Origin of the sequence: Undibacterium sp. Xuan67W, from assembly GCF_049340165.1 — a bacterium.
In the GTDB taxonomy this organism is placed as follows: domain Bacteria; phylum Pseudomonadota; class Gammaproteobacteria; order Burkholderiales; family Burkholderiaceae_D; genus Undibacterium.
In genome coordinates, this window is record NZ_JBMPPN010000005.1 from 108,261 (window position 1) to 123,653 (window position 15,393).

Consider the following 15,393-nt stretch of genomic DNA (forward strand, 5'->3'; position numbering starts at 1 on the left):
TCACCGCATTCGTTACCAAGGACTGCAATGAAATACAAAGACTATTACGAGATCCTTGGAGTTCCACGAACTGCTAGCACAAGTGATATTAAAAAAGCCTATCGTAAGCTTGCTCACCAATACCATCCAGATGTGTCGAAAGATCCTCAAGGCGAAGAAAAATTTAAAGAAGCAGCGGAAGCATATGCGACTCTAAAAAATCCGGAAAAACGTACTGAGTACGACCAACTTGGAAAACATACTAACGGTGAAAACTTTACGCCTCCGCCAGATTGGCAACAACACTATGCTTCCGGAGCATCTACCTTCGATGACGTCGACTTGGCAGATATCTTTAGCGCTTTCAGATCGAACGGTTTTGATTCACGATCACAAGGGAACAAAGGCACTGAGCGGAAGCATAGAAACTTCCCTGTTTCTGGCGAAGACTATTCCGTGTCGATTTCAGTATCGCTAGAAAAAATATACGCTGGTGGCGAGACTGAGCTCACTGTTTCACTTCCGGAGCACGACGAACAAGGCTTGCTACATCGGGTTCCACGTACATTTCGCATTAACGTTCCCAAGGGTGCTGTCAGCGGACAACGACTCCGATTAAAAGGAAAAGGCGGCCCTGGTCAACAGGGTGGTAAACCGGGTGACCTCTATGTGGCAATCGAAATTGCAGCACATCCCATTTTCCGTGTAGATGGACGCGACCTGTATCTTGATGTACCAGTTGCAGCCTGGGAGGTTGCATTGGGCGCAAAGGTTGAAATACCTACCATAACAGGAAACGTAGAACTAAATGTCCGAGCAGGAACGTCATCGGGGCAACGATTACGGTTAGCGCAACGAGGTTTACCTTCATCCGATGGATCAATGGGAAATCTATATGCCGTGATTCAGATTGTGATGCCTAAAACTATTTCTCAATCAGACCACGATCTATATCAACAGCTGGCAAACACATCAGATTTCCTTCCAAGAACAAATTTCAACAAAGGACCGGCATGATTACTTCTATTTCTGAACGTACATGGATTGATGATACATCAGCCTATTCCGAAAGTGATTTGATCGAAGTGTCCGGTTTATCGGAAAATGAGATTCAGGATCTCATTGAAAATGAACTCATCAAGCTCTTAATTAACGAACAGAGTGAAAAAACTTTCCCGATGCAAGCATTAATTACTGCAAGCAATGCGCGCAGAATTCGTGACGACTTTGAGCTAGATCAAAACGGCATGGTACTAGCCGTCGCATTGATGCGACGTATAGCTGAACTTGAAAATGAAATCATATCGCTTCAGGCTAAGTCCGGATGGCATTGCCTGTAGCGATCAATTTATTTAATTCAAAAGATCACATCTTAAAAATCGACTCCCCGTCGATTAAACGCTCTTCAAATAATAAAGGTCATTCAGCTATTTTTTTCGTTTTTTAAAGAACGAGTTAAGCGGATGAAATCAAAATTAATCTAAAAATAACTAACTCCTCTGTGGTGCAACGTACGGATAAATAGCTGCAGTAAGAGAATAATTCATCGTAACAAACCACTTCAAGATATGCCCAAGTAGTGTTTTTGGGGGGGGATACGTCAGCTGAAACACTAGCGACGGAATCTGTTCAAGAACGTATAGCCATTATTCTAGTAAGACCATTGAAATAGGGATTCATTATATGAAAGCTTTTATCTACCAAGGACCTGGAAAAAGCATCGTTGAGATGAGACCCAAACCCGGAATAATCGAAGCGACAGACGCGATAGTCAGAGTCACAAAAACAACGATATGCGGTACTGACCTGCACATATTGAAAGGCGATGTTCCAAGCTGTGTCCCTGGAAGAATTTTAGGTCATGAAGGTGTAGGGATTGTTGAGGCGGTAGGTCCGTCAGTCAGTGCATTCAAAGTAGGCGACCATGTACTCATTTCCTGTATCAGTTCCTGCGGAAAATGTGAATACTGCCGCAAACTTATGTACTCGCATTGCACAACCGGTGGGTGGATATTAGGAAATAAGATTGATGGCACCCAGGCAGAATTTGTGCGCATCCCCTACGCAGATACCAGTCTCTATCCTATCCCTGCCGGATCAGATGAAGAAGCATTAGTTATGCTGAGTGATATCTTACCAACTGGATTTGAGTGCGGGGTTTTAAATGGAAAAGTACAACCGGGTAGTGTCGTCGCCATTATTGGTGCCGGCCCAATTGGCTTAGCTGCACTGCTTACTGCACAATTCTATTCACCTGCTGAGATCATGATGATAGATCTAAACGTAAATAGGCTCGAAGTAGCAATACGATTCGGCGCCACCTCAATCGTAGATAGCAGTAATGGCAACGCAGCAGAGACGGTCATGAAATTAACAAATGGTCGTGGCGTCGACACCGCCATAGAAGCTGTCGGCATACCCGCTACGTTTGAGCTTTGTGAAAAAATTATCGCTCCCGGAGGTACCATCGCCAACATTGGTGTACATGGCACGAAAGTTGACCTCCATCTAGAAAATCTCTGGGACAGAAACATCACCATCACAACTCGTCTGGTCGATGCGGTAACTACGCCCATGTTACTGAAGTCACTTCAATCGAAAAAAATTGACCCTCAATTGCTTATCACTCACCGCTTCAGTTTCGACCAAATTATGGATGCCTATGAGACCTTTTCTCATGCAAGTGATACGCATGCGTTAAAAGTCATGATCGAAATTTAATTCGGTAACAGGAGTATTTCCGTGCCGACGTGCCTTTCATTAAAAATGTCCTATTCGAATTTGTAAAGATGGCTTTTTCAATTAATCTCCCCGGAGGCAATATGTATCAAATCGGTATCGTTGTAGGCAGTCTGCGCCAAGATTCATTCAACCAGAAACTTGCCAATGCGTTGACAAAAATGGGATCTCACGATTTTTCGTTTAAGCAACTCCATATTGGGAATCTACCGCTATACAACCAGGACCATGATGCAAATCAGGCAGAGTCCGTTCGCCAATTAAAGAGCGATATTAAGGCATCTCAAGGTTTAATTTTCGTTACCGCGGAATACAACCGATCTATTCCCGGTGTACTAAAAAATGCGCTGGATCACGCTTCCCGGCCTTATGGTCAAAGTGCATGGTCCGGCAAACCCGCTGGCATTCTTGGTGTGTCGCCTGGTAGCACAGGAACGGCAATGGCACAACAACATCTAAGAAATGTTCTTAGCTATCTCAACGCACCGACCTTAGGCCAACCGGAAGGCTTTATCCAGGCGACAGATGTACTGTTCACAACCGAAGGTGATATCGGAGAACATAGTAAACAATTTTTACAGTCGTGGATGCAAGCATTTGAAGCTTGGGTGAAACTGCATATCGCTCAGGCTTAAGTCATTCAATTCATTATCTTCCCCAATAACTTCATTCCACTATTTCAAGAAGAACCAACTAAAAAGAGAACGACATGAATACGAGCTATCTACTACCCGCAATCTGCATGACAGTCCTGATATCACTCGCCAATGGCGCAAGTGCGCAAGTAGCTGGCTCTAGCACGGTCAGTGTGTCAGTGACAGAATCAAGTCGACTCGCCCTAGGATGGAGCGTGAAAAAGAACATTATGGGCAAAGCAATTTACAACGAACAAAAGGAAAAAATTGGTATCGTAGAAGATGTAATCATTGCACCAGATAAAAGCGTGTCCTATCTGATCATTGGTGCGGGTGGATTTGTTGGGATTGGTCGCCATGATGTAGCGATCCCTATCACGCAAATTATGGATCAAAACGGTCGCCTAGTCATGCCCGGAGCAACGAAAGACATGGTTAAATCGATGCCACGCTTTGACTATGCGACAGAGACTGCGAAACGGGATCAATTTATTGCGTTCGCAGAACAAGATATTGCCAAGGCAAAAACAAAAATAGCCGAACTTGAGAAAAAAGCGGCGACGGCGAATGCCGAAACAAAACAAAAACTCGATCAACAAATCGTTGCCATGAAATTAGATGTCGCTAGCGCGGAAGACAAGTTAGCCGCAATGAAAAAGGCCAGCGCAAAAAAATGGAAAGAATTTGAAGTGAATGTAAACGCTGCAACAGCTCGGTTACAAAAATGGTTTGAAACGCTAGTAAATTAAATCGCTTTGAATGCTTCAAAAAGCCAAAGTTCATTAATATAAATTAAATCTCTGATAAGAAAAATTATCAGAGATTTTTCATTTAAAAGCTCCGATCTTTTTCTGCACATCGGAATGCATCTGAATTTTTGCCATCATCGGGAATCACAATCTCCCTCGACAGCATACAATATCGGCTATCTCAATTCTACGGAGCGATCGTGTATATGAAAGCCGTGATTCTATTTTTTTCTGCATTGCATTTGTTATTCACCGCATCAATCACCGCAAATGCCGGGGTACCAGCAACGGTCCGGGTTGACTATGTCCACACGGGGAATGCCAGCATCGAGAACTATGCGATTGAGCGAGTTCTGATTGAACCATTGCCTTGGGCAGGCAATCCAGCACGACCGATAGACGATAGCAACCGTGGCGTCAACAAGGTCGAGATAGCGGATTTAAAAACTGGCGAGTTACTGTACTCACGAGGTTTCTCGACAATTTTTGGTGAGTGGAGCAGTACGGAAGAAGCGAATAAAGTACAACGTGCATTTCAAGAGTCCGTTCGTTTTCCTAAACCAGAAAAACCAGTGCGCGTTCGCATCCTCAAGCGCGATGAAAAAAATAACTTCGTCGTCGCCTGGAGCATCGACATCGATACCGATGCACAGGATGTGATTCGCCGTCAAGGCACGGCTCCGGCAAAGGTCATCCCAGTTCGAGTGAGCGGTCCATCTGAACAAAAGGTCGATCTGCTGATTTTAGGTGACGGCTACACGGCAGCAGATATGACAAAGTTTGAAAACGATGCGCGTAAGTTGTCGGATCATTTATTTCAGGTATCACCCTTCCGTGAGCGAGCAAAAGATTTTAATGTCTGGGCGATGGCCGTACCAACGCAGGAATCTGGCGTGTCGCGCCCGTCGACCGGGGTATATCACTCATCATCGCTGGGAACCCGTTACGACATCTTTGGCAGTGAGCGTTATGTACTGACCACTGACAACCGTGCCTTACGTGATATTGCGCAATATGCACCCTACGAATTCATCGAGATTTTAGTGAATAACGACACTTACGGTGGCGGTGGTATTTTTGGCCAATTCAGTACGGCTGCAGCCGGCAACGATTGGGCAAATTATTTGTTTGTTCATGAATTTGGTCATCACTTCGCTGGTTTAGCCGATGAATATTACACATCCCCTGTCGCCTATCAGTCCAGTGCGAATCGCCAGGAACCGTGGGAGCCGAATGTCACCGCGCTATCAGATCCGGCACAATTAAAATGGAAAAATAAAGTAAAAGCCGGTACACCTTTGCCTAGCCCGTGGCCAAAAGAGGTGTACGAGGAACATTCCCGCGAGTATCAGAAGAAGCGCTCTGCCCTGCGTGCAGCGAACAGACCAGAATCCGAAATGAGCACACTATTTAAAGAGGATCTGCGATATAACAACGCCTTGTTTTCAAAAGCGCCACATCAGCATGTCGTAGGTGCCTTTGAAGGCGCTAATTATGAAGCGAAAGGCTATTATCGCCCTGAGATGCAATGCATCATGTTTGATCGTAGCGACAGCTTTTGCCATGTATGCAGCGATGCTATCAGCGCGATCATTGATCTCTACACCACGCCAGCCAAGGCGATGAAGTAAGCGATGAAGTAAGCAATAAGCAACTATATCAAGCTAGGGTTGGCTATTCTGATGCGATCGGACAAGTGAGAAATGCATTACAATCGTCGCACTTAATCTGATGACGTGCTAAGGCTTTAACATAAGACGCGTTCAACATTAACCTCTTGAAAATCCAAGAGGTTTTTTATTTTTAGATTGACCCGACTCCATCAATCAATCCTCCGGCGAGGATTGATTTAAATGCATTGACAGAAAGTAGCGCATGAACGATTTTACCGACCCCGTTGATTTACCTGAAGATAGTGAGCAGGACTCAGACGAAAAAATTCAAGAACCACGTCTGTGGAAGGACAAGGGCTGGACTGCACGCGTTATCAAAAATGACGACGATGAGGGCTGGGCGGTTGCCATGATCAAGGATGGTGAACCTGAGCCAGCACTAGTTGGTCCGTGGACCATGGGGCGCGACAAAAAAAATCCGAAACCGTTAGATGCAAACGCATTTGGCACGCTGGTCAAAACAGCATCTGAAGTCATCCGTCGTCACGAACAACAACTGCATGCCATTTTGCATAAGAGTTTAATGGTCAGCACCGCAACTGCAGACTACAAAATCAGCCTGGATATCGTGCCGGATGACGATGATCCTTATGCCATCCTGTCTGCGCATGATGCAGACCGTAATGAGTTAGCCAAAGTCAAAGTCGCCGCGAACTATAAACTCTCGATGAGTAATGCCAACGCTTGGATTGAAAATGATTTTCGCAAGCCTGATTGAAATTACTAACCTAGTATGAATAACCGTCGGTAAGTAAAAAAGCCCTCATCTCTGAGGGCTTTTTTTACGCCTGCGTGTACAAACAATTACGGGTAAATCGCAGACAAATCACTGCCAGTATGAATGGATTACCAACTATGGATTACTTGCAGCTCAGCTTAGCGAGGGATGTACCTGCCCCGGCAACTGCTGGTAATTTTTGTTTCACACAGGCGGGTTCATCTGGCGTGTAGCTGTACGAGATACCAATCGGCAAATGCGCTGTAGTAACCCAGTCCGTCGCATCGCGGGTAGGCTTGGAATCGCTGGCAACCCACTTGATTCCATAGGTACTGAAATCAGCAGGCGTCTTAATGTTATTGTTGCGCAACTCCCAATTGCCGATCACGGAACTATCGCGGGAAGTCACCGGGTTTTGTGAATTCTCGAAGTAGTTGTTTTCGATCAAAGCATAACCGCTCATACGCACATTGATACCAGAGGTCTTGAGACCGCTATACAGATTGTTATACATGTGGGTGTAGCCACCGCGCTGCAAAGGTACACGTGAGCCGACGTCTTTGTAGTAATTGTGATGGAAGGTGATATAGCGGTCGCTTGCATCGCTATCACTAGAACCAATCAAGCCCACTTTATGATGATCGTGGATGTAATTGTAGGAATAAGTAAGATGATGCGCGCCGGCTTTGTTATCTACCAGCCCATCAAATTCCAGGTCGCCAGCGCCGGCGCACTCCGCCAGTGAGCTAAACAAGGTATTGTGATCCACCCAGACATAGCCGGGGAATTTACCGCTCTGACCTTCAATGCCAATCGCGTCAATAGAGCCTGGCAACAGGCCGATCGTCATGTTGCGGATAATAATGTTCGTCGAACCACCTTTGATCGCGATACCAAAATTGGCAGCAGAGCCGTTGGTACCTTCAATAGTAATGTTGCCCTTGTTTTTGACTTCAACAATTGCCCCCTGAGGTTTCTTCCATTGAGTACAAGGATCAGGGATCGTGCGGAAATCGAAAGTACCGCTATAACGAATCACTAGACCGCCAGTACCCGTATAACCATCGATAACCTTTTGCATCTGTGCGGCGCTAGTGACCACAACGGCGGCCACAGTGCCGCCGCCAGTAACTTGTCCTGCAAACCCTCCACTATAGCCAGCTGGCGTGGTGCCAGTGCCTGATCCACCGCCATTTGACCCGCCGCTGCCGCTATCTTGTCCGCCCTCGGGACCGATGGCACATTTTTCCTTTATGTCAGCGCTGGCTGTCACACCAAAGCTGGCAGCCGAACAACTGACATTGCCAGACAAGTTTTTTATTACCCACTTATCCTTTAAGCCGAACGATACCTGGTGCGCCTGATCTCCTACTTTACAAACGCCTCCCTCATCGGCGCATTTAGAAAAACCTGACGGCCAATCCGCCGCATAAGCAGAACCCGCGGCACCACATGCTGTGATTGCGGCGAGGGCCATTAATCTCAACTTCTTGTTATTCATTTTTTTTCCGATCATTGTTTAATCTATTGATGGGGCGGCAAATAGGTTCATTTATGCCGATGTGATGACGCAGGATCTCGCCGTACATACAAAAATGATCACGACAATTCCTCAATTCAGGCTCTCAATAAATTGCTTATTAGTTGCATATTGAAAACTAAATTGTTGTCGAGAATAATTGCTTTCATAGCAATTTCATAGTATTTGTATCCATCATGACAACAAATTACAAATTGATACAAGATGCACCAAAATAACGCCTTGTTAAGCTAGTTTTGCTTCAACATGCACATATCAACGCACTTTATGGCTCCATCCCAAACATAAGACTCCGACATCTCCAACAGAACGAATAAAATCCATCAGCTATTTTTTAACCAGGCGTCTCCATCTACATTTCTAACATCGGAGCTATTGTCAATGGATAAACCGACGAATGAACATCAGATAATGCGGACCCAGCAAATTCTTCCGTGCACGCCCGATGAAATCTATACAAAGAAGGTACTCAAATGTTGTGGGCTCAGGAGTTTGACGACGTGAAGGTGGTAGACGCGGTGCGTCCTATCGTCGTGCCTGCGAATGAACAAAACCTTGATCGCTTGCGCCTATTTTTACGTAACGAGCTCAAGTAGTACCAAGCCAGTTCCTAAGAAATCACACTATTTAATAAACTATCTACGATGCCACCGGCAAAGGAGTGCGTCACATGCCTGTCTTTAGTCCACACCAGTTTCTTAAGGAAGAAACATCCACAATTGGTACATCAGAGCCGGATCAGACCTTATGGATCAGTGAAGTGGGTCAGCTTACTCAGTTTGGCGCATTCATCGAAATTCTGCAGCCGGGGTCACGCTCCAGTAAAAAACACTGGCATAGCAAAGAAGATGAAATGATCTACGTTCTGGAAGGTGAGATAACAGTTATCGAAGGGGCACACGAATCGGTGTTGCATCCAGGTGATGTTGCTACATTCCTGGCGAATGTAGCGGTCGGTCATTTTCTTGAAAACCGAAGTCAATCTCCGACAAAATGTCTCGTGGTGGGACCCAGAGCACCTTTTGATACGATCACTTATCCGGATCATGCTCGCGTATGCCACCGAGATCGCTCACAACCTGAGGACATCTGGACCGATCTGCAAGGTGTACCGGCGCCAAGTCCTCATTCTAACTAGCCACATTGCCCCCATGATCCTGTGACTTTATTCTCCGGTTATCTCGCTATCTTTTTGTATTCAGTTTGTTTCCAGCGCAATAAACGCAAGCCGTTGAACACCACAATCAAACTCGCTCCCATGTCGGCAAATACTGCCATCCATAACGTTGCCACTCCCATCATTGCCATCACAAAAAATACGATTTTAATACCCAGGGCAATCGCGATATTTTGCTTGAGAATAGCGGAGGTACTGCGACTCAGACGGATAAATTGTGGGATCTTTCTGAGGTCATCATCCATCAAAGCGACATCGGCAGTTTCCAGAGCAGTGTCACTTCCGGCAGCACCCATGGCGAAGCCAATATTGGCTTGCGCTAATGCCGGAGCATCGTTGATACCATCACCTACCATACCGACAGTACGGTATTCGGCGGTCTCTTGTTTGATCGCTGCCAGTTTGTCTTCTGGTAGCAAATTCCCACGCGCATCGTCAATGCCGGTCTGGCGTGCGATTGATTTCGCGGTCAATGTGTTATCGCCTGTCAGCATCACGGTTCGGATGCCGAGTTGATGTAATTCCGCAATCGCAGCGCGACTGGTATCACGCACTGCATCGGCAACAGCAACCAGTGCGATGACGTGCATGTCATTGCTTAACATGACGACGCTCTTACCTTCTGCTTCCAGGCGATTCAGCGCGGTCTCGATTTCTGGATTGCAGATACCCAATTCTTCGATCAGACGATGATTCCCAAGATAGTGATATTGCGCAGCAATGCGACCTTTGATACCGCGACCGGTCAGCGCTTCAAACTCAGTGACCTCACCCGTCAACACATCGCCACTTTTTTCTCGCCAATAGGCATGAATCGCAAGCGACATCGGATGATCAGAGCGCGCCGCTAACTGGGCTGCAAGACGCAAGCTGTCTTCCTCGGTGCCCGTCATCACTACCACGTCAGTTACTTTTGGCTTACCTTGTGTGATCGTGCCCGTTTTATCCAGCGCAATTGACTTGAGATAACGCCCCTCCTCCAGATAACGCCCGCCTTTGATCAAGATACCGGCCTTGGCAGCAGCCGACAATCCGCTGACCACGGTAACAGGGGTAGAAACTACCAACGCGCAAGGACAGGCAATCACCAGTAAGACTAGCGCTTTATAAAACCAGATCATCCATGGCAAACCCATTGCCAATGGCGGAACAATGGCGATGGCCAGTGCGATCAAAAATACACAAGGTGTATAGATCTTCGCAAAACGATCCACAAAACCTTGGGTCGGCGCTTTACTAGCTTGCGCCTCTTCCACCGCGTGAATGATGCGCGACATGGTGGAATCATTTTGTAATGCCGTCACCGTGTAGTCAAAAGAACCCGTCTGATTGATCGTACCGGCAAATACTTTATCGCCAGGCACTTTTTCTACTGGCATGCTCTCGCCTGTGATCGGAGCCTGATTCACGCTTGATTGTCCTTTACTAATCAGACCATCCAACGGTATCCGCTCGCCAGGCGCAACCCGGATGCTAGCGCCGAGCTGCGCACTCGCCGCCGCGATGACTTCCCATTTGCCATCGGCTTGTAATACCGTCGCCTGTTCAGGCGTCATCGCCATCAAGCCGCGGATCGCATTACGCGCACGGTCCAGTGACAGGGCCTCGATCATTTCCGCTAATGTGAATAAGACCATGACCATTGCCGCCTCTGGCCACTGCTGCAGAACGACCGCGCCCGTCACTGCGATAGACATCAAGGCATTGATGTTGAGGTTTGCATTTTTTAATGCAATCCAACCCTTCTTGTATGTGCCCAAGCCACTCAACCCAATAGCACACAGGCACAACAGAACAATAGGCCATGAGCGATCAGAGCCACTGACCAATGCGATCACTTCGGCGATCAAGGCAGCCGCACCCGCAATCGCTAGCAATATCCATTTTTTTCGCGTTGCAGCAGATGAGGTTTGAGATTGCGCTGGCAGGTTCGAACCGATGGAAGCGGCATCCTCCAACAACACCGCATCCATTCCAATCGCGTTCAATGCGGATTGAACTTGGGTCAGCTGATCTGGCAGATGAATCACTGTCAATTTACGTTGCATCAAATTGAAGTGCAGTTTGCTGATACCGTCCATGTTCGCAAACTTATTGCGTATCAACGCCTCCTCAGTCGGGCAATCCATATTTTCAATGGAGAATAAGGATTTCACACTGCCAGCTGCCGCGATCAAGTCTGTCTTGTCAGCGACTAGGTCGACATCAAGCTTGTGATTGCCCGATGCAGCGTCAGACGCATGCGAATGATCGTGGCTGCAGCTATGTCCATGTTGATGATGATCGTCAGGATGGGGCTGATGAGCAGGTTCATCATCAATTTTCTGATCGGATGAATGGTGATGCGAATGGTCGTCGTGCGGCATGCTGTTTCCTAAATAAGCGTATATTGCACATTAGAGACCCTGTAGCAGCTACAGAGTCAAGTGCAATTTAGAAATAAAGGCATTTTGATGACTAAAAATCTAATAAATCGGGAACAGAACACAGCAACCAGCGCCGGTTTAAAAATCGGTGAACTGGCGAAAAGGACAGGCTGTCTGGTAGAGACCGTGCGCTATTACGAAAAAGAAAAATTGCTCCCGCCGCCAGCGCGCTCAGACGGCAATTTCAGACTGTATGACGATGGACATGTAGAGCGACTGCAATTTATTCGCAACTGCCGCTCACTCGATATGACGTTGGAAGAAATCCGTCACTTGTTAAAGTTTCGCGACGCACCACAAGAAAATTGTGCCGAAGTGAATACGCTGCTGGACGAACATATCCATCATGTAGCACACAGAATCGCTGAACTCAGCAATTTGCAAACACAGTTAAGTGAACTGCGCAGCCTATGTCAGCACGTACAAGCGAGCAGTGATTGCGGGATATTGCAGAGTCTGGCAAGCGCCGATGGTGGTGCACCGGCTAATCTGGGTACACATCACGGTGGCTGTCATTGATTGAATTCATGTAATCGTACTGCCACAAATGTAGTCAAAAAGAGAGTCTCAGACTAAGCTTGAGGCTCTTTTTTATTTGGTATTTGTTCGTCAATTATTTGTAGTGGTCCACATTGGGTCTGACGGGCTTTGTCTGGTGATCGGCTGCTTCGTGCTCAAAGGCGCTGATCAAATGGTTTTCTTGAGCGTCCGCATAGAGACGAAAGCGGACCACCCTTCGAATCCACTAGATATAGACTCAAGTCGTGCGTAATCTATCGCACTTGTCACGCAGGCAATTTTCAAGGCAATCGAACAACTTCGCTTGTTGGGAAATTGCTTCAAAAGTGAAATGCGCGGCGTCCATGAAAGCTGTCTGCTTTTCCTGGTTATTTAGTACTGATAAAAATTACAGCATATTGCTGAAAGCATTACAGAGCAACAGTTTCGAAGGAACTATCTCGCCAGGATAGGCGGAATTTTTTTCACTCTACTTGAAGTTAGCGTTCAATCACTATGTTCTCGGCGAGCTTACAATTTTGGACTCTTTTATCCGGTACATTCCGCAGATTCATCCACTTCACAACGCTCGGCGCTCTAATTATTGCATTGGTAAGCGTCGTACAATCTTTGATTGAATGGAGATTTGTCTTTAGTATGGAGTCAGTTTTGATTTTGATTTTGAGTTCATCTGTTCTTTGCGGACCATTTGAATCGTGGGTTCAACGCGCTCGTGGCGGTTATAGATTTCGTTCCCGACAAACTTTTTTTGTTGTTCTTTACAGTACATTTTGGGCTGCAAGTTTTTCTGTATTCTGGGGAATCGCAATGAATTGGGGCGTTTTCAATATACTCACATCTGGTTTTGTATTTGGAAGTCTTGGTGCTGTATCAGCATTAATTCCAATTAACAATACGGAAAATTTATGACCGCTAACATATCAATCGAGTTTGCCCGCAAAAAGCGCGGGCCGGACACGCAAAAATTGCGCGCCTCTCATTTCAATCGTTAGCACCCATGGGGCCACTCCGAGTCAACATTATAAATACTATGCAGTTGATCGCTTCCGTTACAGATCAACTGGAGTATCAAAATACTGCGAATGTAAATGTCGCGAACGAGTTAGTAAATCAATGGTTTTGTGATTTCTATCACCCAACTGATTCACAATTTTTAAATGAGTTTTCTGAGTCCGAACAAAAAGTCCTTTTCGAATTTAATTGCTTCTTCGATTGTCGAGTGAGTGCTTTACCAGATACGCTCAACGAAATGCTCATATCGCCAATTTGGCAAGAAGTTGTTTTGCGTTCAAAAGCGGTCTTAGATGAACTTAAATGGCAAGGTCTTGATGTACGTTACGAGTGCTAACAAAATGGTCGATCGGACACGCCGAGGCGCGGCTCAGTGTTTTATTAATTTGCGCGCGGCCATCCGCTAACCGTTGCGTTAAACATCAATGAGGAATCAACGTTCATGATAAACAAGGAAGCGAATCCTGTTGAATGGGCAGGGTTAATGTACGAACTTGAAGACGCTCGTGAACATTTAGCTGCACTAATCGTTGATATGGAAAAAGATCCGGAATTCGACGAAACTGTTTTGAGAATTCAGTTGGGGCATGTCTTTTCGCATTTAAATAGAGCTTGGCATCGACGCGATCTAAATAGGGATTTTGTTGAAGAAGAGTGGACGAATGCGAGCAAATTTCCAAATGATTTGGAGCCAATATGAAGATGTTTAACGTCACGCTCGGCACGGACACTGCGCAACTCGGTGTCTCGACAAGAGCCGATTTTTCAATTAACTACTCTTCGGTTTCAGCGCAGTATGCGCAGTGCCGGGCAGCTCAACGTTAAAGCTCATATGATTTTCCTCGCGATTACACCAACTGGACTAATGAATGCATTACAAGTTGCTGATGCGAGCATATCGGCAATTTGGTGCGGCTCCGACGCAATTTCTGAAGTTGACTATGGCAATCTAAAATGCCGCAATGTGTCGCGTTTCAATTATCCCCTTTGCGGTGAGACGCAAAATATACTGGATGGAGCACTTGAAACAATTGAAGATCATCATCCAAACGAAGTAATATGGATAGAAAATGTACGTGAGCTTTAACAGGACGGTTGGCAGGGAATCGCCAAAAGCGATCCCGCTATTTATAAATTTTATCGTGACGGCGATCCCGGCACCTCTGTGTTATGCGCCTAGGTAATATTTCTTCAGAAGCCGATGTGGATACTCGGTTACATCAAGCGGCACAATTTGGTGACCTCGCAGAAGCCAAGTCACTCCTATCGCAAGGTTGCGCTATCAATGCATTAGATTTTTGTGGGAGAACACCATTGCACTTTGCTGCGGCGAATAATCAGCTCGCTATGGTTGAATACTTAGTAAGTATAGGTGCTGACGTCAATGGACAAGCGGATGGAGATGGATGGCAGGATCATGCGCCTTTGGCATATTCAGTCGGGACATGTTCCATCGACATGACTACATTATTGTTGCAACTTGGAGCAGATCCAAAATGCTCCGGTTGGATGGGACTTACAGCACTTGATCTTGCAAAAGAGAGACTCGATGAAGAAGGCAGGCTTATCCTCGGGCTATTGCAAAAAAATGCCTAGTTCAATCTGCAGCCACATAACTTTACGATGGGCGGGGAATCTCCAACAATGACTACTCTCTTTATTAATTTATTGGTGGCCGCGATATCGGCACCTCAACGTTAAAGCTCATATGACTTTTTTCACAATTTTGATTTATTTAGTTATTGTCGCCCTCGGCGTCGCTCAACTCTGGGTATCCTACCAAGTAAGTGTTCGAGGGCGATTGTCTCTTATACGTGGTAGCGACAATAAACCGTTAGTTCGAGCGGAGTTAATAGCGAAGCATTTCGTCAGTATGACGACCTGCGCGGGCTTGTCAGTATCTATTTTAGCTATAGCAATTCCAGTATTCGGACTTCAATTGGAAATATGGCGTGGTTTTCTTTTAGCTATCACAATTCCGGCGATCATCTGGCGGCAAATGCTATTGATGCGGTATACAAAATTAATAGCTTTGATGGCACAGTCGACGTCGAAGCAGACCAATCTCCCCCCTTCGGCTTGACATAAAATACCACTTCACTGTCCGGTTTCAGTCTGAACCAAACGTACGTTCGAAGATCGCTACTGGCTGCCAAGCGCCCAAACCAATCAGCTAAAACTTCCGTCAAAATCAAAGGTGATTAAGTCTTGCATTTCAAGAGTTCAC

17 protein-coding genes are annotated in these 15,393 nt (G+C 46.1%); 15 read left to right on the forward strand and 2 right to left on the reverse strand.

Annotated elements, in window-relative coordinates:
* Positions 1 to 27 precede the first annotated feature (27 nt).
* The 7 genes from ACO0LE_RS06380 to ACO0LE_RS06410 all read left to right on the forward strand — a co-directional run bounded on the left by ACO0LE_RS06380 (position 28) and on the right by ACO0LE_RS06410 (position 6,493).
* The gene (locus ACO0LE_RS06380; RefSeq protein WP_422959580.1) at positions 28 to 996 is read left to right on the forward strand and encodes a DnaJ C-terminal domain-containing protein; all 969 of its coding nucleotides are present in this window, start codon (positions 28 to 30) and stop codon (positions 994 to 996) included.
* Positions 993 to 1,319 (forward strand): chaperone modulator CbpM, encoded by a 327-nt coding sequence (locus ACO0LE_RS06385; RefSeq protein WP_422959581.1) that lies wholly within the window; start codon positions 993 to 995, stop codon positions 1,317 to 1,319. Before ACO0LE_RS06380 ends, ACO0LE_RS06385 begins: the two co-directional genes overlap by 4 nt.
* Positions 1,320 to 1,662: 343 nt before the next feature.
* Positions 1,663 to 2,700 carry a zinc-dependent alcohol dehydrogenase family protein gene (locus ACO0LE_RS06390; protein ID WP_422959582.1) on the forward strand — a complete coding sequence of 346 codons (1,038 nt, stop codon included), beginning with the start codon at positions 1,663 to 1,665 and terminating at the stop codon, positions 2,698 to 2,700.
* Between the two features lie 101 nt (positions 2,701 to 2,801).
* On the forward strand, positions 2,802 to 3,353 hold the full coding sequence (locus ACO0LE_RS06395) for an NADPH-dependent FMN reductase (protein WP_422959583.1): 552 nt from the start codon (positions 2,802 to 2,804) through the stop codon (positions 3,351 to 3,353).
* A 215-nt stretch (positions 3,354 to 3,568) separates the two neighbouring features.
* The gene (locus ACO0LE_RS06400; RefSeq protein WP_422959584.1) at positions 3,569 to 4,102 is read left to right on the forward strand and encodes a PRC-barrel domain-containing protein; all 534 of its coding nucleotides are present in this window, start codon (positions 3,569 to 3,571) and stop codon (positions 4,100 to 4,102) included.
* A 206-nt stretch (positions 4,103 to 4,308) separates the two neighbouring features.
* Positions 4,309 to 5,733 carry a M64 family metallopeptidase gene (locus tag ACO0LE_RS06405; RefSeq protein WP_422959585.1) on the forward strand — a complete coding sequence of 475 codons (1,425 nt, stop codon included), beginning with the start codon at positions 4,309 to 4,311 and terminating at the stop codon, positions 5,731 to 5,733.
* A gap of 244 nt (positions 5,734 to 5,977) precedes the next feature.
* Positions 5,978 to 6,493 (forward strand): hypothetical protein, encoded by a 516-nt coding sequence (locus ACO0LE_RS06410; protein ID WP_422959586.1) that lies wholly within the window; start codon positions 5,978 to 5,980, stop codon positions 6,491 to 6,493.
* A gap of 142 nt (positions 6,494 to 6,635) precedes the next feature.
* Here the strand turns inward: ACO0LE_RS06410 and ACO0LE_RS06415 are convergent, their stop codons facing one another.
* Positions 6,636 to 7,994, reverse strand: coding sequence for a pectate lyase family protein (locus tag ACO0LE_RS06415; protein ID WP_422959587.1), 1,359 nt, complete (start codon positions 7,992 to 7,994; stop codon positions 6,636 to 6,638).
* A gap of 512 nt (positions 7,995 to 8,506) precedes the next feature.
* On the opposite strand from ACO0LE_RS06415, the gene ACO0LE_RS06420 reads away from it, so the two are divergent.
* On the forward strand, positions 8,507 to 8,629 hold the full coding sequence (locus ACO0LE_RS06420; RefSeq protein ID WP_422959588.1) for a hypothetical protein: 123 nt from the start codon (positions 8,507 to 8,509) through the stop codon (positions 8,627 to 8,629).
* A gap of 74 nt (positions 8,630 to 8,703) precedes the next feature.
* A complete protein-coding gene (locus ACO0LE_RS06425) occupies positions 8,704 to 9,171 on the forward strand; it encodes a cupin domain-containing protein (protein ID WP_422959589.1) in 468 nt (155 codons plus the stop codon).
* A gap of 38 nt (positions 9,172 to 9,209) precedes the next feature.
* Here ACO0LE_RS06425 and ACO0LE_RS06430 read toward each other — a convergent pair whose 3' ends face one another.
* Complete coding sequence (locus ACO0LE_RS06430) at positions 9,210 to 11,576, reverse strand: heavy metal translocating P-type ATPase (protein ID WP_422959590.1); 2,367 nt, start codon at positions 11,574 to 11,576, stop codon at positions 9,210 to 9,212.
* 87 nt (positions 11,577 to 11,663) lie between these two features.
* On the opposite strand from ACO0LE_RS06430, the gene cadR reads away from it, so the two are divergent.
* The 6 genes from cadR (at position 11,664) to ACO0LE_RS06460 (ending at position 14,762) form a co-directional block, all read left to right on the forward strand.
* Entirely contained in the window at positions 11,664 to 12,155 is a 492-nt protein-coding gene (gene cadR, locus ACO0LE_RS06435; RefSeq protein ID WP_422959591.1) for a Cd(II)/Pb(II)-responsive transcriptional regulator, read from the forward strand.
* Positions 12,156 to 12,791: 636 nt separating this feature from the next.
* A complete protein-coding gene (locus tag ACO0LE_RS06440; protein WP_422959592.1) occupies positions 12,792 to 13,064 on the forward strand; it encodes a hypothetical protein in 273 nt (90 codons plus the stop codon).
* 121 nt (positions 13,065 to 13,185) lie between these two features.
* Positions 13,186 to 13,503 carry a hypothetical protein gene (locus ACO0LE_RS06445; RefSeq protein ID WP_422959593.1) on the forward strand — a complete coding sequence of 106 codons (318 nt, stop codon included), beginning with the start codon at positions 13,186 to 13,188 and terminating at the stop codon, positions 13,501 to 13,503.
* Between the two features lie 105 nt (positions 13,504 to 13,608).
* Positions 13,609 to 13,866: a hypothetical protein gene (locus ACO0LE_RS06450; RefSeq protein WP_422959594.1), complete on the forward strand. Its 258-nt coding sequence runs from the start codon at positions 13,609 to 13,611 to the stop codon at positions 13,864 to 13,866.
* Positions 13,867 to 13,962: 96 nt separating this feature from the next.
* On the forward strand, positions 13,963 to 14,253 hold the full coding sequence (locus ACO0LE_RS06455) for a hypothetical protein (protein WP_422959595.1): 291 nt from the start codon (positions 13,963 to 13,965) through the stop codon (positions 14,251 to 14,253).
* Positions 14,254 to 14,336: 83 nt separating this feature from the next.
* Positions 14,337 to 14,762, forward strand: coding sequence for an ankyrin repeat domain-containing protein (locus tag ACO0LE_RS06460; protein WP_422959596.1), 426 nt, complete (start codon positions 14,337 to 14,339; stop codon positions 14,760 to 14,762).
* The last annotated feature ends 631 nt before the right edge of the window (positions 14,763 to 15,393 follow it).